The following is a 19,543-nucleotide window of genomic DNA, read 5'->3' on the forward strand; positions in this document are numbered from 1 at the left end:
CAAAACTCCCTTCCTTTTTTAAACGTTTAGGACGCTATTGGTTCATGACCATACCCTAAAATTTTATCGATTATCTGGCGGAGCAATAAATAGTTGGTGTTTGAGTACTCATAGCCTTGATCAGGCTCAAAACTTGCGGGCAGATCTAAAGCAAATTCCAGTGCCCTTTTTCCATTTTCCTGTTCGTTCTCCCAATAGGCGGGATTATCGGTAAAATTGGGAATACCACTTCGGTGTTGAACCATGGATCGGAGGGTGATCTTATTGGCATTTTCAATCCTACCAACCAATTCAGGAAAATAATCCGCGAGTGTCCCATCTAAAGACAAGCGTTTGCTCATGACCAGTTTGGAAATGGCAACGGCAGTATAGAGTTTGCTAATGCTTGCTATTTTGAACAATGCATTGGGGTCTGCCGGTATTTTGTTATCACGGTCTTTCCAACCGCCTACATAGAACGCTGGTGGTTTACCCCCTTCATCCACATAAACGATCATCCCATCAAAGCCATGACCAATCGCTTCATCTACTTGTTCTTGAACCGTATCCGGAAGGGGCAAGATCCATGCCTTTACCAAAATCCATGGCACAAAGAATAAGGAAATTGCCGTGCCTAATAATAATACAATCCTAAATAGTTGTTTGGTTGGTTTATTTCTCATTTTTGTTAGTGTTGATTGCTTTTGCTTTTATTGCCCGTCATTTATTTTTTTGTGGAAACGTTCAACTACCACATTGTTAGAGGTGTTTTATTTTACAGATGCCAAGTTTTCCAAATACCTTAATGCAGAAGCCATAAGATTCTTTCTGTTCCTTGCCTTTTCATTAAAAGAAACCAAAGTCTCCCTTTCCAACTTTCGTCCCTTAATAAAAACGCTGGTTGGATTTTCAAGAGTTGACAATGTCAGTAGTGGGTTATTCTCCAATAGTAATAAATTAGCGATTTTACCTTCTTCAATGGTTCCTAATGAATTCAAGATGTCGTGGGTTGTAGAAGCATTAACCGTGGCTGTTTTCAATACTTCGTAATTGGAAAGACCTGCTTCTTTGTAAAATTTCAGTTCCTTATGAATTGAGAATCCCGGAAGGGTAACCCCAATACCTGCGTCGGTGCCGCAAATAATTTTTACGCCTGCCTCGTGTAGCTTTTTTACAATGGTCAAATGAAAATCATGCTGACTTTTGATTCGATCAATGGTTTTGGCATCCTCCTGTTTGGCAATAAACCAGCGCTCAAATTGGTTCTTGCTATCTACCATTCTAATCAAGGGATTCATATATGTTAAGTTTTTAGTGTCCAGAATGGAATCGTTCATCATCATCTGATAAATGTTATTAAATACGGTAATGGTTGGGCAATATATAGCGTCTTTGTAAACCGCAATAGTGTCAATGATTGGTCTTAATTTTAGCGTATCCAAATCAAAATTTAAAGATTGCTGTACGATGTCCTCAGCATGTTCTATAGATTTGATCTGCGGATTTAAATGGTAAGAAAACGGAACCTTTTGAGAAGGATGTGCAACAATGTCCATATCTGAAATTCTAGCCTGAATTAAAACGGCATCAAATAAATCTTTTGGAAGACCGTTATAGGTTTTGATAAAGTCGTAACCACTTTCCTTATAAGCTTTAATTTTTTCTTGGGCTTCATCGGGTAAATACAGGTTAAGGTTATCATCTCCAATAAATTCCGGTCCAGTTAGTTTAGGACCTGTAGTGAAAAAAGATGGTGATACTATTTCATTGGACTCGATCTCTTTCTTTAACCTTAGATGCATGGGCATACCCCATAAGTTTCTTACAGCGGTAACCCCATTGGACAAGTATATCCCCAATTCGTACTTATCCCAAACATGAACATGCATATCGATAAGACCTGGCGTTAGATAGCGGTTTTTTGCATCCAGAATTTGAATGTCATCGACCTGAATTGTATCCGCAATTTTATTAATGATGCCATCTTTTATGTGTACCATTTTGTTGACCAAAACCGTATCTATATTCATAGGTAGGACATTGACGTTGGTAATTAGATAAGTGTCATTGAATGTTGGTTCGTCCTTATCGATTTTAAGATAGCTGGTTTTTCGTGAATCAATCCAAAGTATAATCAGTGCAGTTATTGCCATTGCACCAATGAGTGCTATGAAAATTTTCAATAAACGCTTAAATATTTTCATTTGTATAAGATGTAAATTTTAAAGATTTCTCTCTGTGAAGAGATCTATTTCTTCGATGATGCTTTCCCCTAACTCCCTTAATTTATTATACAAAATAATCATAGTATCAAACTGCCAAGCTGCTAGGCTAATGACGTTCCTATAGGGGGCTGAGGCCGTGTAGGCCGCGAAATCCTCCAAGTATTCAGCTTGCGTTGTTGCCCTATTATTTAGGGAATCTGGGGGTACAAAAGCGAAAGCGAGCATCAAAGACCTATCGAACTGGGTGGAAAGATACGCCTGCTGACTTTTTGCATAATCATTATAACTTTTTTCGCTTGCTGCAATTTCGTCTATTAAACTATGGTATCTGATTAACAGGGAATCCAGGGGCGTATTGTTGATCTTGCCAAAATAGTTTGAATTTATTAACGCTTCATACCCTCCTGCATTCGGTTTGAAATATAAATCTGCAAAGGCGAACCCACTAGACATAAGAAGGATAAGATTCTGGTCTTCTGTCTTATCCAAGATACTTGCACGGGCCTTTTTACAAAGCTCGGCTATTTGTGTTCTACCTCTTGTTATGGAGTCTAGTTTATAAAGGTCTTCTATGGTGTGGGACTTAATTTTAACTAAATACTCTTTTAGCGCCTTGTTATCCTTTTTGGCCTGATTCCAATTGTTGATCTGTAATGCAATCAGAATCCCAATTACAACAAGTGCAATTTCGCCAAAAGCGTATTTTAAATACTTACCTGTCTTATTATTCCCGATTAAGTTATAGCGTATTTTTCGAAAGACTTTCATTTTTGTTTGCGGATTTCAAGGGTTGCCTTCACACAATCAAAGCATTGGTTTTGAAGCATATAATGAACTTAAAGTTACGATATTCTTTTTTCAGGTATAGCCTTGAAGTTCGGATCTTTAGATTTTTTTTGAGACCAATTTAGCCCAAACAATGGCCTTAAGAAAGCAATTCTCCGAAGGATGAACTCATAAAAAAGGTAGCATAGGAGCATCGTAAACACTGTAATTGCAATGAATTTTAGGAGAACGGGCATATCCATTGGTAAAAAAACCATGGCCCCAGCGTACAATACCACCATGTGAATAATGTATATAGGATAGGCCGCCTTGCTTAAGTAGCTCAGTATTTTGCTTGGCCTATTCAAATACCTATAACCCATCCCAAATACCCCAAAAATCCAGGAATTAGATTCAATGGCCATAAGATATCCGGGAGCTTCTGTTGCAAACACAAAGTATCTGAATCCATACAGAACAGTAGCTAACCCAATATATAGCCATCGCCATTTTAAAACGGTTTGCCAGAATGATTGGCCGCAATACACAAATATAAAACCAAAGAAGAAGGCCAGCAGGCCTAGGGAAAATCCATGCCAGGTCTCTGCATACAAGGCGAAGAGTGGAGGTTTAACTACCAGCGCTTCTACAACAAAAAACAGGGTAATACCTAAGGGCCCACTAGGGGTACTCATTATGGTAGACAGCCATCTTCTAAACCTTCCGTTCTCTTTCCTTTTCAGATACAAAAACAACGGTAGTAATAAGAGTACATAGGCGAAAATATTCCCTAAGAACCATAAATGGCCTGCATGCGGAAAGTAGCCCAAGGGTATATCGTAATACTTCTGAAAGATAAACATATGTAAAGTGGTTATGGCCACAAAGCCGAAAGCGAAGGGTAAAAGAATTCGCTTGGTCCGTTCCATAAGCAATTGCTTCCAGGTTCTCTTTCGCATGGCAAAATAAAGTCCCATTCCCGAGACGAAGAACAATAGGGGGATTCTCCACACATTGAGCATGGTCATCGGTTTCCATAACCCCTCTAAGAATTCATCACTTCTAACAAATCCTATAAGCATGGCCCAAGGTTGAAAAATGATGGCTATGTGATAGATGAGTAGTAGACCAATAGCAATGACCCTGAGCCAATCTATATCGTGTCTTCTTTCTGTTTTCATTCTTGTATTGGTTTAGGGTTTATTACTGCAACATCATGGCAATGACCGGACGGGTTTTTTCAATTTCGGTCAAATCTAGTTGCATGCCAAGCGGGGCCAGTTGTTGCCGTAACATTTCATAGATGGGTTTAACCTCGGCATAGGGCCCCATTATCGATTCTCTTGGGGTCATTCCAAAATTGTTTTTTGCAGTCTTGTCTGCCTTGGCGTCCATTAGCATTTGAACAACCTCTATCCTACAAAAGAACGCGGCAGTATGCAGAGCCGTGGCACCATCCTTATTTTTAACAGTTAAATCGGCCCCGGCATCGATAAGTTCTTGGGCAATCTTAATTTTACCAAAGCTCGAGGCAGTAATTAGGGGTGTAGAACCACTCATAGCATCTTTTATATTTAAATCCGTTCCTGCTTTGATATGTTGTTTAACCGCCTCCAAATTATCAGAAAGTACTGCAGTGTGAAGATCGATTTTCGGTTTAGCGACCACAGATTTAGTTTCACCATTAATGGTAGTCTCCGCTTTTGTTTTGTTGTTGGATTGACCGCATGCTGAGGTAAGCACAAGAAGAACTATTGACATGTATTTCAAGGTTCTTATTGAAGCAATTCTAACTGTTTTTCTCATGGCTATTTTATTTAATTCTAATAGGTATTCGTAAATCTTGGATTTCATGCTGTTAAATTTTTAAATTGTTTGTTATAATTTTATTGTTATAAAAGCGCCATAGAAATTGAAACAACTCCTATGAGCTATTGGTAGAACTAATCAAATTGCTTCACAAATAAAGGATAGACTTTGATGAGGGCCTATCCTTTATCCAACCCTTTGAGGTAGGATTCTTAAGGAAGGTAATGTCTCCATGCTGCGCAACGGATTCTCTTGCTGCTCTTTAAGTGGTAAAAGAAATTGAACCTTCTAGATTCCGTTGGCGATTGACCTGCCTTTCCAGCAGACAGGTTGATAATAGTTTTCATGACTGTGATCTTATTTGACTAATTGTTATTATGAACCGTGATTATCGGTTAAAATTCCTGTATTGTGCCCATTGCGCTCTTTTGGTAGAACGGAATAATGAAAAATACTGTCCTGTTTTGGCTTCTGTCGTTGTTCTTGTGAATGATGCTTTCATGATTTTAATTTTAAATTGTTCGTTATAATTTTTGTTGATACAAAGGTTCTAAAGATCTTGAAGCAACAGGTATAAGCTATGCGGAGAACTATGTAAAGTTTCAATGGAGTGTAAAAACTATGGCGCAGTGATATAAATTATGACGCAATTGATGACTTTAAAATACATATGCTGTACTGAAAAACCGCTTATTTGTTTGGATTTTCCCTAAATTTAGAACTGCAAATAAAACCAACATGTCAAACGAATCGGCCAATACATCCACCTTTATTAAACAAGCGGAAGCCCTGATTCTACAACATTTGGCCAATGAGCATTTTGGGGTGTCCGAATTGGCAGATGCTATGAATATGAGCAGGTCCAACCTGTTGCGAAAAATCAAGAAACAAACCCAACTTTCCGCAAGCCAGTTCATTCGTCAAGTCCGTCTTAAAGAAGCAATGGAGCTGCTAAAGGAAGATTCCTTAACCGTTTCCCAAATTTCGCATCAAGTAGGCTTTGGAAGCACCTCATACTTCATAAAATGTTTTCGGGAATTTTATGGATATTCGCCTGGGGAGATTGGAAAAGGCACTGTAGCGATAGAAACAGAAAAGGTCCGGATCAATTTATTGAAGCGATTCAAATGGATCTTTATTGCTGCAATGACCGTAGTCCTGCTCGTTGTTTCCTTCTTGCTCTTTAATAGAAAGGATGCGCTAGAGAAGATAGAAATTGAAAAATCCATAGCCGTTCTGCCCTTTAAAAATGAAAGTAGCGATTCCACGAACCTTTATTTTGTCAACGGACTTATGGAATCTGCTTTGAATAACCTACAAAAAATAGAAGACCTGCGGGTCATCAGCAGAACCTCGGTAGAGAAATACAGAAATACGGATATGGGCATCCCCGAAATTGCCGAAGAACTGCAGGTAAACTATTTGGTAGAAGGTAGTGGACAACGCGTTGGAAATCAAGTTTTGCTGAATATCCAGTTGATCAAAGCTTCCACGGACACCCCAATCTGGGCAGGACAGTACAATCAGGAAGTTAAAGACATTTTTGAGTTACAGAATGATGTTGCCAGGAAAATTGCGGATGCCATTGCGGCAGTGGTTACACCGGCCGAATTAGAGCAAATGGAGAAAAAACCAACTGAAAATCTTGTGGCTTATGATTACTACCTACAAGCATTGGATCCTTATTATTCGCGTACTAAGGAGGGGTTGGAAAAGGCCATTCCCTTATTTGAAAAAGCCATTGCACAAGATTCAGAATTCGCCCTAGCATATGCCAACATCGCTATTTCATACTATCTTCTAGAAATGTCTCAAAGTGAGAAACAGCACACTGATAAGATAAATAGCTTTGCGGATAAGGCCTTACTTTATGATTCAAAATTAGCTGAAAGCTTGGTCGCCAAGGCTTTTTACTACATTCAAACCAAGGAGTACCAATTAGCTTTACCACATCTTGAAAAGGCGTTGGAGTATAATCCTAATTCTTCTCTGGCGGTACAAATACTTGCGGATTTCTATTATCGTTTGTCTCCTAACACCAACAAATACCTAGAGTACGCCTTAAAAGGGGTTCGTCTTGCTATTGACCGTGATTCCGTCACTCAGAGCTATACGTATCTACAGCTAAGTAATGCCCTGGTGTCATCAGGATTTAAAGAGGAAGCTTTAGAATACATCAATAGGTCGTTGGATTACAATTCCGAAAATTATTTTGCACCACATTTAAAGGCATTTATTCTGTTCGCTAAGGATGGTACTATTGAGAGAACCAGGAATTTGCTTATAAGAGAATGGAATAAGGATACTACTAGGCTGGACATTTTACAGGACATTGGGAAGCTGTACTATATCGAAGAAGATTATAGCAGCGCCTATTTCTATTTTAAAAAATTTGTCAATGTCAGGGAGGCTAATGGTCTCGACATTTATGTGCAGGAAAACGCTAAAATTGCGTTAGTCTATAAAAGCATGGGATTATTTAAAGAAGCTGAGCAACTTTTCAGGGATTATTCAAGGTATTGCGAAGAAGACAAATCTAAATACAAAAGCATTAATCTGGTTTGGAAATACGCCTATGAGGGGAAGATTGATGAAGCTATAGACCAACTCAGAATTTTTTCCGAAGAAGAAAACTACCTGTACTGGTTTTTGTTGATTGAAGATGAACCACTGATTAAATCACTTAAAATACATCCTGATTTTGGGCCCATTATGCAGAAAATAAAAGACAACTTCTGGGAAAATCAAGCTAAGCTGAGAACTTCTTTAGAGAAAAAAGGGCTTATTTAATGGACTTTATTTATAGGAATACCAACGCACCCGCAAAATCGCAAACTGGAAGCTTTTGAGGCAAATTACATCTCTGACAAAAAGAACAGATAAGATTCTGAAACATGGAATTAGCACAGCTCAGAGGGATGAAAAAGATAGGATTTTTCCTGTCGGACTCTTAAATATTTTTGCCTAATTCCAGCATCCCACAACTTTTTGACTTGATCCAACTTTTTGACTTGATCCAGTATAACTGGCATAAGAAAAAGAAGTCCTGCTCAAATCAACATTAATATTTTACCTAAACACAACAATTAGTCATGATCCAAAAAAATGTTTATAAATAGTTTATAAATGGAAATGAAAAAGGCCTTCAATTTCTTGAAGGCCTTTGTTTACTTAGCGGTCCGGACGGGACTCGAACCCGCGACCCCCTGCGTGACAGGCAGGTATTCTAACCAACTGAACTACCGAACCGTGGCGTTTAGCGAGTGCAAATATACACCCCTTATTCGATTGCACAAACATTTTTCGAAAAAATTTTAATTTTTATGCGAAATTTTTTCTTTCCACCATAAAAGTGTTCATCACCATGGCAAAATCTGCCCGTACATCGACCTCCACATACTTAATTTTGTATTGGGCGCATTTCAGCTTTATCGCGTTAAAATAATGCTGCACCTCCTTTTGATACCCCTCTCTAATAGTATCTGCATACAAATCTACATGGGCACCTGTTTCCATATCCAAAAATCGCTTGGGTGTATTGTCAAAATTAAAGGAAAGCTCCGTTTCCCGATCCATCACATGGAATAATACCACTTGGTGTTTGTTGTACTTTAGATGTTGCAAGGCATCAAAAAGCTTTTCATCATCCACAGTGGTCTGAAACATGTCCGTAAAAAGGATTACGAGGCTGCGTCGCTTTAGTTTTTCCGCAATTAGGTGCAAATAATCATAGGTCTCCGTTTTCTTTGCAGGTGCGTTTTCCTTACTAATCTCACTTAATTTGGCCAACAGCATCCGATGGTGTCTTTCACTACTCTTTTCGGCCGCGTAATAGCTATAACGATCAGAATATACACTTAACCCAACGGCATCGCGCTGTTTTTTTAGTATTTGCATTAAGACGGCCGTGGCAAGCACGCTAAAACCTATTTTATTTAAATTATCCAGTCCCAGTTTTTTTACCTCCGGATAATACATGGAAGCAGAATTGTCCAAAATAATATGGCAACGTAAATTAGTCTCTTCCTCATAGCGCTTGGTGTACAGTTTATCTGTCCTAGCAAAGAGCTTCCAATCTATATGCTTGGTACTTTCCCCCTTGTTATAAATCTTATGCTCTGCAAATTCGGCCGAGAACCCGTGAAAGGGACTTTTGTGAATTCCACTGATAAAGCCTTCCATAATCTGGTTGGCCAATAACTCCAAATTTGGAAATAGCTGGGCTTTCTGTATCTCGGACGATGGGTTCATACTGCTAATATAATGAAGAAACCCGCTTATCGGAAATGTGTACCGTAAAAACCGACACTGTATAAATTAGCCTCCCAGTCCATTCTTGAATCCATCCCACTTGGAAGAATTAATACCAAAAAAAATCCCGCCAAAGGGCAGGATTTTTTTTCAAAGTTTTATGCTTTTGGTTCAACCTCAGCAAAACTACAACAATGCGTCAATAGCATCGGTATATACCTTCTTAGGAGAAACGCCAACTTGTCTGTTTACAATTTCACCATCTTTAAATACCAATACGGTAGGAATATTTCTTACTCCGTATTTAGCGGCAAATTCTTGGTTGGCATCCACGTCCACTTTACCTACAACGGCTTTGCCTTCGTATTCAGCACTTACCTCTTCAATGATAGGTCCTACCATTCTACAAGGTCCGCACCATGCTGCCCAAAAATCTACTACTACTGGTTTGTCACTTTTTAATACTACCTCTTCAAAGGATTCATCTGTTATTTCTAATGCCATGTTTCGTTATTTTAAATATTATACAAACTTAGACAATTATTTTGCCTTTTCCTTACATACTCTTTATTGGTTTTGGTTATGCTGATATCAACAAATCCTATTCCTATATTGCAACCAGCCTACTGCCAACCAAGCGCTTGCAAATCTTGCGAATTAATTCAATTTGTAATTTACATCTTTTTCCCTTAATTGCGTAAGCAGCTCCGTTGAAATATTAATCTTCTGCTTTCTACTGGTCATATCTACCCTTATCTTTTCTTTCATTTCATATACCACAAAGTGCAGCGGATGGTTACCCATATGAGCATCCAGCGTATCCTTTAAGTCACGTATATTATCTTCCTTGAGTTGATCTACATCTATTCTTATGGTCAGTTTTCTGGCAAAAGTCTCCATTACCTCCTGCAACATCATTATCATATTATACTGCATCCTAGGATCTCCTTTCTTACCAGTATCCCGGTTAACCCATCCTTCCTTGATAAACACTTTAAAATAGGCAAAGGAGTTGATCATAAAGAAATGCCTATACTTCAAATACTCTTCCCCAAAAATTCTAAATTCCAATGAATCGGCATAATCCTCTACAACAAAAGTGGCCCATCCCTTTCCATTTTTGGAAACCCTATGCTGCACATCGGAGATTACCCCTGCAAAGGTTAGCTCTTTGTTTACATGATCGGCCATATTGGCTACTGCGGTGATATTGGCATTGGTAAAAGCCTTGATTTCTACTGCAAAATCATCCAAAGGATGCCCAGATATATATATTCCGACCACTTCTTTTTCCCTTCGGAGTTTCTCCATGGTGCCCCATTCTTCACAAGGTGGCACAACCGGTTCTGGGATCTGCACCTCACTGGCATCCCCAAATAAACTTACTTGGGCCGAGTTTTCGTTCTCTTGAAATTTGTTCCCATAGCGGATCACCTTCTCCAAAAAGGTAATTCCGTCCCCTTCGTCATGGAAATATTGCGCCCTATGGGTATCCCCAAACGAATCGAACCCTCCGGCCAGGGCTAGGTTTTCAAAAGCTCTTTTATTGGCTGCCCGTAGATCGATACGTTTTGCCAGATCAAAAACAGACTTATAAGGTCCATCTTTCCTTCTATGCTCCACTATAGTTTCTACTGCACCGCGGCCCACCCCTTTAATGGCCCCCATTCCAAAACGAACTGCCCCTTCGGCGTTTACGGCAAACTTATAGAACGATTCATTAACGTCTGGTCCTAGTACTTCTAATCCCATACGCTTACACTCCTCCATAAAGAAGGTAACCTGCTTAATATCGTTCATGTTATTGGAAAGCACCGCCGCCATATATTCTGCCGGATAATGCGCTTTTAAATAAGCGGTCTGATAGGCGATATAGGCATAGCAGGTAGAGTGACTCTTGTTAAAGGCATAGGAAGCAAAGGCCTCCCAGTCTTTCCAAATTTTTTCGAGCACCTCCCTAGGGTGACCTCTTTCCTCACCCCCATCCAGAAACTGAGGCTTTAATTTTTCTAGGAGGGCAAAGATCTTTTTCCCCATAGCTTTCCTCAAAACGTCGGCATCACCCTTAGAAAAGCCCGCCAATTTCTGGGACAGCAACATCACCTGCTCCTGATACACGGTAATACCATAGGTCTCCTGTAGGTATTCCTCCATATCGGGCAGGTCATAGGAAATCTCCTCATCCCCATGCTTACGGGCAATAAAGCTAGGAATGTATTCCATTGGCCCTGGTCTGTAAAGGGCGTTCATAGCAATAAGGTCATCAAACACCGTAGGCTTTAGGTCCTTCATGTGTTTCTGCATCCCTGGGGATTCGTACTGGAACACCCCTACGGTCTCCCCTCTCTGGAACAGCTCATAGGTCTTCTGGTCGTCCAAAGGAAAATCGTCTGGCACCAAATCTATCCCGTGTTTGGCCTTTACAATTTTCACCGTATCCTTAATCAGGGTCAAGGTTTTTAATCCCAAGAAATCCATCTTTAGGAGTCCGGCATTCTCAACCACCGAGTTATCGAACTGCGTAACATATAGGTCCGAATCCTTTGCCGTTGCCACGGGAACAAAGTTGGTGATATCGCTAGGGGTAATGATCACCCCACAAGCATGGATTCCGGTATTTCTCACGGACCCCTCTAATATCCTCGCCATTTTTACGGTCTGCCCTTCCAGATCTTCACCTTCGGAAATATTGAGCAGCTCATTGATTTTTTCCAGGTCTTCGGATCGGAACTTCTTTTTTAAATCGGCCTCACTAACCCCAAATATCTTACTCAATTTGGACATGTTCGGGATTAGCTTGGAAATCCTATCGGCATCTCCCAACGGCAGGTCTAATACCCTTGCCGTATCCCGTATAGAAGATTTTGCTGCCATGGTACCGTAGGTAATAATCTGCGCTACCTGGTTGGCTCCATATTTTTTAATCACATAATCCATTACACGTCCCCTTCCCTCGTCATCAAAATCGATATCGATATCGGGCATGGACACCCTGTCCGGATTCAAGAACCGCTCAAAAAGCAGGTCATATTTTAGCGGGTCTATATTGGTAATAGTAAGACAATAGGCTACAACCGAACCCGCTGCAGAACCCCTTCCGGGCCCTACGGAAACATCCATTTTCCTAGCCTCCCGAATAAAGTCTTCCACAATGAGAAAGTACCCTGGATACCCCGAGTTCTCAATAATGGAGAGCTCAAAATCCAGTCGTTCCCTAATCTCATCGGTAATTTCCCCATAGCGCACCTTGGCGCCCTCATAGGTAATATGCCTTAAGTAGGCGTTCTCCCCTCTTTTACCACCATCCTCTTCATCTTGGGCCACCTTAAACTCCTCTGGAATATCGAACTTAGGCAGTAGTACGTCGCGTGCAAGCTCAAAAGGCTCCACCTTATCCACTACCTCTTGGATATTGATGATAGAGTCTGGCAGGTCTTTGAAAGCCTCCTTCATCTGGTCTGCCGACTTAAAATAATATTCTTGGTTGGGGAGCCCAAATCTATAACCACGTCCCCGCCCGATAGGGGTGGCCTGTTTTTCTCCGTCCTTTACACACAAAAGCACATCATGGGCATCTGCATCTTCTTTAGATCCATAGTAGGTATTATTGGTCGCCACCAATTTCACCTGATGCTTTTTGGCAAAGGCTATTAACACCTGGTTTACCCGGTCTTCGTCTTCCTGCCCATGGCGCATGATTTCGATATATAGGTCATCGCCAAACTGTTCTTTCCACCACAGCAGGGCTTCTTCCGCCTGATTCTCCCCTACGTTCAATATTTTCCCGGGCACCTCCCCATAAAGGTTCCCCGTAAGGACAATCAAGTCTTCCTTGTATTGCTCTATGATCTTACGATCTATTCTAGGCACATAATAAAATCCGTCTGTATAGGCGATAGACGACATCTTGGCCATATTGTGGTATCCTCTTTTATTTTTGGCCAAAATAACGATCTGATACCCGTTGTCCTTCACACTTTTATTGGTATGGTCCTCACAGACATTGAATTCGCACCCCAAAATTGCCTTGATCTCCTGCTCGGTAGGTTCCTCTCCATTCTCCACCGCTTCGGCATTCTTAGCCTTTACTTTGGCATTGTGGGAGTTTACCGCACTCACAAAATGGAAAGCCCCCATCATGTTTCCATGATCGGTAAGCGCTACGGCAGGCATCTTTTCCTGGGCCGCTTTTTGCACCAACTCTGCAACGGACATGGTAGACTGTAATACGGAGAACTGAGAGTGGTTGTGGAGATGTACAAATTGTGCCTCTTCTAGCGCCTTTAAATTCTCCTGAATTTCCTCCTTTGAAACAACCTCAGTATCCTTTGCCCATAGTTTATCGGCAATTTTCTTGGAAGCTTTTTTAAGGTTGATATGCTTTAAACCTATCAGTTGGATCTCCTGCGGATTGGCTTCCGAGAAATTCTTAAAGTAATCTGGCCCCACATCCAATTGCTCCGTGGTGTATTCCTTACGCCTTACCAGCTCTAGAAAACAACGGGTAGTAGCTTCCACATCGGCGGTAGCGTTGTGGGCCTCAGCAAAGGGTTCTCCAAATAGGTATTCATGAAGTTCGGTAAGCGTAGGCAACTTAAAGCGCCCTCCCCTTCCTCCAGGAATCTGACATAACTGGGCGGTATGTTCGGTACAAGTATCAAGCACTGGCAGCTCTTGCAAGCTATTTTCCACTTCGTATCGGTGGAACTCGGCCCCCATAATATTTAGGTCGAACCCCACATTTTGTCCTACCACAAACTTGGCCTTCCCCAGGGCGATATTAAACTTTTCTAAGACCTCGTGTATGGGCACCCCTTGCTCCTGGGCCAATTCGGTAGAAATCCCATGAATCTGCTCTGCGTCATAGGGAATATTAAATCCGTCTGGCTGCACCAAAAAATCCTGACTTTCCACAAGCCTCCCCATTTCATCGTGCAACTGCCAGGCTATCTGGATACATCTCGGCCAGTTATCCACGTCTGTATGCGGCGCATTCCAACGCTTGGGTAATCCTGTGGTCTCGGTATCAAAAATTAGGTACATAGGTTAGAGTGAGATTTAAGGTTTATTGTTTAAAGTTAATACTAAAGGATCATCGTCCAATCTTCTGAAAGAAATTCCTTGTATGCTACCAGCTCTGTGCTACTGCATAGGAAGGTCTTCCTTGGCAATTCCTCCTTTGGATACGCCCCGCTGGGCAATATCCAAGACCTTTAGGGTATATCCTAAAAAAACAGCGGGTAAAATTAAGCAAATCCCATGCGCAATAAAAACCGAATTATTCGGAGATGTCTACACGTGCAAAAAGGAGAGCTGTTATCCTCCCTCGTTTTGCCCTTAAAAATGGGGAAATAAGGCAAAACTCAGCATCCAAATAGCATTAAAAGTCTTTGCAGCCCTATTAAGCAGTAGTTTAATGAAAAAATACATTGCAACATCAAATAGAAATATTATATTTGCACCCGCTTTGGAAGAACCAAGCGAAAAAAGAATTAATAATCAGGGGTCGGGCACCCTACAAATTAATGTGATATGCCAGTTAGAATTAGATTACAGAGACACGGAAAAAAAGGAAAACCATTTTACTGGGTAGTAGCTGCGGATTCCCGCGCTAAAAGAGACGGTAAATATTTGGATAAAATTGGAACCTACAACCCAAACACCAACCCTGCCACTATTGAATTGGATGTGGACGGTGCGGTAAAATGGCTTCAAAACGGGGCTCAGCCTTCAGATACTGCTAAAAGAATCCTTTCTTACAAAGGTGCTCTTTTAAAGCATCATTTATTAGGTGGCGTACGTAAAGGAGCGTTCACCGAAGAGCAGGCCGAAGAAAAATTCAACGCTTGGTTAGAGGAAAAAGAAAAGAAAGTTGGTTCTAAGGTAGAAGATTTGGCTAAGGCCGAAGCGGAAGCCAAGGAAAAAGCCCTTGCTGCCGAAAAAGAAGTTAACGAAAAGAGAGCCGCAGAATTGGCAGCAGCTGAAGCTCCTGCTGAAGAAGAAGCAGCTACCGAAGAGGCAGCAGCTGAGGATACTGCAGAAGCAACTACAGAAAAGGAATAGTTATCTAGAAGCGATGACAAAGGAAGAGTGTTTTTACCTCGGAAAAATCGTTTCTAAATATAGCTACAAGGGAGAGGTACTCATTAAATTGGATACCGACGAACCCGAATTATACGAAGAATTGGAATCAGTATTTGTTTCTCTTGGAAACAATCTGGTTCCTTTTTTTATTGAAAGAAGCAGACTCCACCGATCTAGCTTGCTCCGCGTAAGATTTGAAGAAGTGGCCGATGAATCGGATGCCGATAAGGTAATGGGCTCCGAAATTTACTTACCGCTATCCTTCCTTCCCAAACTAAAAGGGAATAAATTCTATTATCACGAAGTAATCGGGTTTGCCATGGAAGACAAAGTCCACGGCAATATTGGAATCATAGAAAGTGTAAATGATAGTACCCCCCAAGCACTATTTGAGGTAAAAAAAGGGGAAAAACAATTACTTATCCCCGTCCGCGATGAGATTATCGTTCAAGTAAATCGCGATGAGAAAACCATATTTGTGGATACTCCAGAAGGTCTTGTAGACCTTTATCTTTCCTAGTAAATTTTATTAGTAGCAGTTTAATAGCCGGTATTTTCCCCAACACCTATCCATAGCCTATAGCTAATTGCGACTGGGACCTCACTCGCCTGCCTATTAGCCACCTCACATTCTCACCCCACCCCTTGATGTCCCATTTAATGGCAATTCCGTATTTTAGCCTAGCACCAAACCAAATAACCCATCATTAAAAACCAACCCTATGTCCCGAACCCTAATTTTAATTCCGCTATTTTTTCTATTACTGTCCTGCGGGGATAAAAAGGAAACTAAAACCAATCCGCCCAACGTAATATTAATTTTCACGGATGACCAGGGGTATCAAGATGTGGGAACCTTTGGATCCCCCGATATAAAAACTCCTCACTTGGACCAGATGGCAAAGGACGGAGTTAAGCTAAGCAGCTTTTATGCAGCACAGGCCGTTTGCTCGGCCTCCAGGGCCGGAATACTCACCGGCTGCTATCCTAACCGGGTTGGCATCCACAACGCCTATATGCCCAATGCCAAAACAGGATTGAACACCAAGGAAACCACCATCGCCAAGATGTTGAAATCCATAGGTTACAGCACCGCCATCTATGGCAAATGGCATTTAGGTGACCATCAGAAATTTATGCCCAATAATCACGGCTTTGATGATTATTTTGGCATTCCCTATTCCAATGATATGTGGCCCCAACACCCCCAACAGGGCCCCGTTTTTAATTTTGGCCCGCTACCCCTTTACGAGAATGAAAAAATACTGGACACCCTAACAGACCAATCGGATCTCACCACCCAAATAACGGAGAGAAGCGTCGCTTTTATCGAGAAAAACAAGGACAAACCCTTTTTCTTATACGTAGCACATCCGCAGCCCCACGTTCCTCTATTTGTATCGGATAAGTTTAAGGGGAAATCTGAAGGCGGACTCTATGGAGATGTCATTATGGAGATCGATTGGTCTGTGGGAGAGATTATCAAGTCCTTAAAAAGAAATGGCCTAGAAGAAAACACGGTAGTCATTTTCACTTCGGACAATGGGCCCTGGTTAGCATACGGAAATCACGCAGGAAGCGCACTGCCCTTTAGCCAGGGCAAGGGAACTGCTTGGGAAGGTGGCCAGCGCGAACCTTTTATAATAAAATATCCGGAAAAATTATCCCCCGGCAGAACTATAGATATCCCGGTAATGGCCATTGATATTTTACCCACCATTGCTGAAATTACTGGCGCCCCATTGCCAGAACTACCCATTGACGGAAAAAGCATTTGGCCTGTACTTACAGGGGATAGCACGGAGAGTCCCCAGGAAGCTTACTTCTTTTACTATCGAGTAAACGAGCTTCATGGAGTACGCTATGGTAAGTGGAAAATGTATTTTCCACACACCTACAGAACTATGGATGGGCAAGTACCTGGAGCAGATGGACTCCCAGGAGAATACAAAATGGTTGCCTTGGAAGACATTGCCCTTTACGATGTGGTAGCAGACAAGGCTGAGACCAAGAATGTAACTGCAGACCACCCAGAAGTGGTGAAAAAAATTAGATTACTAGCCAATGATATGCGACAAAAACTAGGCGATTCACTACTAGACTTGGAGGGCTCGGAAAATAGAGAAGTAGGGAGGCTCAATAATTGAAAGCAACCTAAAGCAAATTCATATATATTTGACTTATAGAAAAACACTACTAGCGAAAAAGCTACCTCCACATGAGCAAACCTTTTGTATTTAAACAATTTGAAATAAAACAAGATCGCTGCGCGATGAAAATTGGCACGGATGGCGTACTCTTGGGCGCTTGGACCTCCGTAGACAACTACCCCTCCTCCATTCTAGACATAGGAGCCGGAACAGGGATTATAGCCCTTATGCTGGCGCAGAGAAGCGATGCCGAGATAATTGATGCCCTAGAAATTGATGAAGCGGCCTACGAACAATGCGTGGAGAATTTTGAAGCATCCTCTTGGGGAGACCGTTTATTCTGTTACCACGCAGGCCTAGATGAGTTTGCCAATGAGATAGACGACCAATACGAGCTAATTGTTTCTAACCCACCCTTCTATTCCGAAACGGTTTCCAGTGGCAACCAGTCTAGGGACATGGCACGGCAGAGCGTCTCACTTCCTATTTCCGAACTAATGGAGGGCGTATCTAAACTACTATCTGAAACAGGCCGATTTTCTACCATCATCCCCCATAAAGAAGAACAAGAACTTTTAGCTATAGCCGAGAAATTCCACCTATTCCCAAGCAAAATCACCCATGTACGCGGTACCCCAGCAGCACAGGTGAAACGCAGCCTTTTGGAAATGCAATTTCAAAAAAACAAAATAAGTAGGAAGGAGCTCATTATTGAGAAGGAACGACATTGTTATACGGAAGATTATATTGCATTGACCCAAGACTTTTACCTTAAAATGTAACTGTTAAATGCATTATTGTTATATTTTTACCAGAGTGATTATTTCTTTATGTTTGATTTAAACTTTTGATATGCGACCAGATTTATTTGAATCCCCCGATTACTACCAAATGGACGATCTTTTGTCCGAAGAACATATTTTGGTTCGTGATGCCGCAAGGGCATGGGTAAAACGCGATATCTCCCCTATTATAGAGGAGTATGCCCAAAAGGCAGAATTCCCCAAGCAGATACTTGGTGGACTGGCAGAAATTGGCGCTTTTGGCCCTTACATTCCAGAGGAATATGGTGGCGCGGGACTAGATCAAATAAGTTACGGATTAATTATGCAAGAAATTGAACGTGGAGACAGCGGGGTACGCTCTACTGCCTCCGTACAATCTTCACTGGTAATGTATCCAATTTTCGCTTATGGATCTGAGGAACAACGAAAAAAATACCTCCCAAAATTAGCAAGCGGGGAATTAATGGGCTGTTTTGGACTAACCGAACCCAACCACGGTTCCAATCCCAGTGGTATGGAAACCAAGTTTAAGGACATGGGAGACCATTACCTTTTAAACGGTGCCAAACTCTGGATATCTAACTCTCCTTTCGCGGATATCGCCATTGTATGGGCAAAAAATGAAGAAGGCAGAATCCATGGTCTCATCGTAGAGCGAGGCATGGAAGGCTTTACCACTCCTGAAACCCACAATAAGTGGTCTTTACGTGCCTCGGCAACTGGGGAACTCATCTTTGACAATGTAAAAGTCCCCAAGAAGAACCTCCTACCAAAGAAAAATGGACTTGGCGCCCCCTTGGGTTGCCTAGATTCTGCACGTTACGGAATTGCTTGGGGAGCCATTGGTGCTGCAATGGATTGTTACGATACCGCCTTGCGTTATTCCAAGGAGCGCATCCAATTTGGAAAACCCATAGGGGCCACCCAATTACAACAGAAAAAATTGGCCGAAATGATTACCGAAATCACCAAGGCCCAATTATTAGCATTTAGGTTGGGGCAGTTGAAAAATGAGGGAAAGGCAACCACCGCCCAAATTTCTATGGCCAAACGAAATAATGTAGACATGGCACTTACCATAGCCCGCGAAGCCAGACAAGTACTAGGCGGAATGGGGATTACGGGAGAATACAGCATTATGCGCCATATGATGAATTTGGAGAGTGTAATAACCTATGAGGGCACACATGACATTCACCTACTGATTACGGGAGCAGATATAACCGGGATGCCAGCATTTAAATAGGCCTTATACATTCCTAGATTAAAGGCGTTGAAGAATTAAGATCTCTTTGTAGGTTTTAAATTCATTCTAATAGCCATTTCTGCCGTCTTCCATGTATTATTTGATACCGGAAGACGGCACTAATTCTTGGAGCCATAGCTAGTATTGGGCTTCAATGGGTACTCTTGGGAGTTCCAAACAAAAGAACCAAATAAAGCAAGCTCCTAAGCCGTAGAACATCTGAGAACTTAGAAAATACCGTATACGGCA

Annotated in this window: 14 protein-coding genes, 1 tRNA gene and 1 pseudogene; 6 read left to right on the top strand and 10 right to left on the bottom strand. The window is 41.5% G+C overall.

Features of this window, described 5'->3' with window-relative positions; translation table 11 throughout:
- Positions 1-50: 50 nt before the first annotated feature.
- The 6 genes and pseudogenes from BV214_RS11785 to BV214_RS17075 form a co-directional block, all read right to left on the bottom strand.
- Positions 51-662, bottom strand: a pseudogene (locus tag BV214_RS11785) (serine hydrolase domain-containing protein); the annotation flags it as partial.
- Between the two features lie 87 nt (positions 663-749).
- Positions 750-2,183 carry an amidohydrolase family protein gene (locus BV214_RS11790; protein WP_086477712.1) on the bottom strand — a complete coding sequence of 478 codons (1,434 nt, stop codon included), beginning with the start codon at positions 2,181-2,183 and terminating at the stop codon, positions 750-752.
- Positions 2,184-2,201: 18 nt separating this feature from the next.
- Positions 2,202-2,972, bottom strand: a complete 771-nt coding sequence (locus BV214_RS11795) for a DUF6090 family protein (protein ID WP_086477713.1) — start codon at positions 2,970-2,972, stop codon at positions 2,202-2,204.
- A gap of 74 nt (positions 2,973-3,046) precedes the next feature.
- Complete coding sequence (locus BV214_RS11800; RefSeq protein WP_086477714.1) at positions 3,047-4,150, bottom strand: acyltransferase family protein; 1,104 nt, start codon at positions 4,148-4,150, stop codon at positions 3,047-3,049.
- 22 nt (positions 4,151-4,172) lie between these two features.
- The gene (locus tag BV214_RS11805; RefSeq protein WP_245806788.1) at positions 4,173-4,823 is read right to left on the bottom strand and encodes an ankyrin repeat domain-containing protein; all 651 of its coding nucleotides are present in this window, start codon (positions 4,821-4,823) and stop codon (positions 4,173-4,175) included.
- A gap of 167 nt (positions 4,824-4,990) precedes the next feature.
- On the bottom strand, positions 4,991-5,125 hold the full coding sequence (locus BV214_RS17075; protein ID WP_262483073.1) for a hypothetical protein: 135 nt from the start codon (positions 5,123-5,125) through the stop codon (positions 4,991-4,993).
- Between the two features lie 391 nt (positions 5,126-5,516).
- Here BV214_RS17075 and BV214_RS11810 point away from each other — a divergent pair, with 391 nt between their 5' ends.
- A complete protein-coding gene (locus BV214_RS11810; protein ID WP_086477715.1) occupies positions 5,517-7,568 on the top strand; it encodes a helix-turn-helix domain-containing protein in 2,052 nt (683 codons plus the stop codon).
- Between the two features lie 385 nt (positions 7,569-7,953).
- On the opposite strand, the gene BV214_RS11815 is transcribed toward BV214_RS11810, so the two are convergent.
- The 4 genes from BV214_RS11815 to dnaE form a co-directional block, all read right to left on the bottom strand.
- A tRNA-Asp gene (locus BV214_RS11815) sits at positions 7,954-8,027 on the bottom strand.
- Between the two features lie 72 nt (positions 8,028-8,099).
- Complete coding sequence (locus BV214_RS11820; RefSeq protein WP_086477716.1) at positions 8,100-9,029, bottom strand: DUF58 domain-containing protein; 930 nt, start codon at positions 9,027-9,029, stop codon at positions 8,100-8,102.
- A gap of 186 nt (positions 9,030-9,215) precedes the next feature.
- The gene (gene trxA, locus BV214_RS11825) at positions 9,216-9,533 is read right to left on the bottom strand and encodes a thioredoxin (protein WP_086477717.1); all 318 of its coding nucleotides are present in this window, start codon (positions 9,531-9,533) and stop codon (positions 9,216-9,218) included.
- Between the two features lie 153 nt (positions 9,534-9,686).
- Positions 9,687-14,072, bottom strand: coding sequence for a DNA polymerase III subunit alpha (gene dnaE, locus BV214_RS11830; protein WP_086477718.1), 4,386 nt, complete (start codon positions 14,070-14,072; stop codon positions 9,687-9,689).
- Between the two features lie 489 nt (positions 14,073-14,561).
- On the opposite strand from dnaE, the gene BV214_RS11835 reads away from it, so the two are divergent.
- The 5 genes from BV214_RS11835 (at position 14,562) to BV214_RS11855 (ending at position 19,294) form a co-directional block, all read left to right on the top strand.
- Complete coding sequence (locus BV214_RS11835) at positions 14,562-15,092, top strand: 30S ribosomal protein S16 (RefSeq protein ID WP_086477719.1); 531 nt, start codon at positions 14,562-14,564, stop codon at positions 15,090-15,092.
- A 13-nt stretch (positions 15,093-15,105) separates the two neighbouring features.
- A complete protein-coding gene (gene rimM / locus BV214_RS11840) occupies positions 15,106-15,633 on the top strand; it encodes a ribosome maturation factor RimM (RefSeq protein ID WP_086477720.1) in 528 nt (175 codons plus the stop codon).
- A 202-nt stretch (positions 15,634-15,835) separates the two neighbouring features.
- Entirely contained in the window at positions 15,836-17,260 is a 1,425-nt protein-coding gene (locus tag BV214_RS11845) for a sulfatase family protein (protein ID WP_086477721.1), read from the top strand.
- A 71-nt stretch (positions 17,261-17,331) separates the two neighbouring features.
- Positions 17,332-18,045, top strand: a complete 714-nt coding sequence (locus BV214_RS11850) for a tRNA1(Val) (adenine(37)-N6)-methyltransferase (RefSeq protein ID WP_086477722.1) — start codon at positions 17,332-17,334, stop codon at positions 18,043-18,045.
- A 70-nt stretch (positions 18,046-18,115) separates the two neighbouring features.
- On the top strand, positions 18,116-19,294 hold the full coding sequence (locus tag BV214_RS11855; RefSeq protein ID WP_086477723.1) for an acyl-CoA dehydrogenase family protein: 1,179 nt from the start codon (positions 18,116-18,118) through the stop codon (positions 19,292-19,294).
- Positions 19,295-19,543: the final 249 nt, after the last annotated feature.

The sequence above is a fragment of the Arenibacter amylolyticus genome (assembly GCF_002150785.1).
In the GTDB taxonomy this organism is placed as follows: domain Bacteria; phylum Bacteroidota; class Bacteroidia; order Flavobacteriales; family Flavobacteriaceae; genus Arenibacter; species Arenibacter amylolyticus.

Excerpts from the sequence above, each read along its gene's own strand:
- BV214_RS11850 (WP_086477722.1), top strand. The coding sequence starts at position 17,332 with ATGAGCAAACCTTTTGTATTTAAACAATTTGAAATAAAACAAGATCGC.
- BV214_RS11835 (WP_086477719.1), top strand. The coding sequence starts at position 14,562 with ATGCCAGTTAGAATTAGATTACAGAGACACGGAAAAAAAGGAAAACCA.
- BV214_RS11800 (WP_086477714.1), bottom strand. The coding sequence starts at position 4,150 with ATGAAAACAGAAAGAAGACACGATATAGATTGGCTCAGGGTCATTGCT.
- BV214_RS11795 (WP_086477713.1), bottom strand. The coding sequence starts at position 2,972 with ATGAAAGTCTTTCGAAAAATACGCTATAACTTAATCGGGAATAATAAG.
- BV214_RS11805 (WP_245806788.1), bottom strand. The coding sequence starts at position 4,823 with ATGAAATCCAAGATTTACGAATACCTATTAGAATTAAATAAAATAGCC.
- trxA (WP_086477717.1), bottom strand. The coding sequence starts at position 9,533 with ATGGCATTAGAAATAACAGATGAATCCTTTGAAGAGGTAGTATTAAAA.
- BV214_RS11855 (WP_086477723.1), top strand. The coding sequence starts at position 18,116 with ATGCGACCAGATTTATTTGAATCCCCCGATTACTACCAAATGGACGAT.
- rimM (WP_086477720.1), top strand. The coding sequence starts at position 15,106 with ATGACAAAGGAAGAGTGTTTTTACCTCGGAAAAATCGTTTCTAAATAT.
- BV214_RS17075 (WP_262483073.1), bottom strand. The coding sequence starts at position 5,125 with ATGAAAACTATTATCAACCTGTCTGCTGGAAAGGCAGGTCAATCGCCA.
- BV214_RS11820 (WP_086477716.1), bottom strand. The coding sequence starts at position 9,029 with ATGAACCCATCGTCCGAGATACAGAAAGCCCAGCTATTTCCAAATTTG.
- BV214_RS11790 (WP_086477712.1), bottom strand. The coding sequence starts at position 2,183 with ATGAAAATATTTAAGCGTTTATTGAAAATTTTCATAGCACTCATTGGT.
- BV214_RS11845 (WP_086477721.1), top strand. The coding sequence starts at position 15,836 with ATGTCCCGAACCCTAATTTTAATTCCGCTATTTTTTCTATTACTGTCC.
- BV214_RS11810 (WP_086477715.1), top strand. The coding sequence starts at position 5,517 with ATGTCAAACGAATCGGCCAATACATCCACCTTTATTAAACAAGCGGAA.
- dnaE (WP_086477718.1), bottom strand. The coding sequence starts at position 14,072 with ATGTACCTAATTTTTGATACCGAGACCACAGGATTACCCAAGCGTTGG.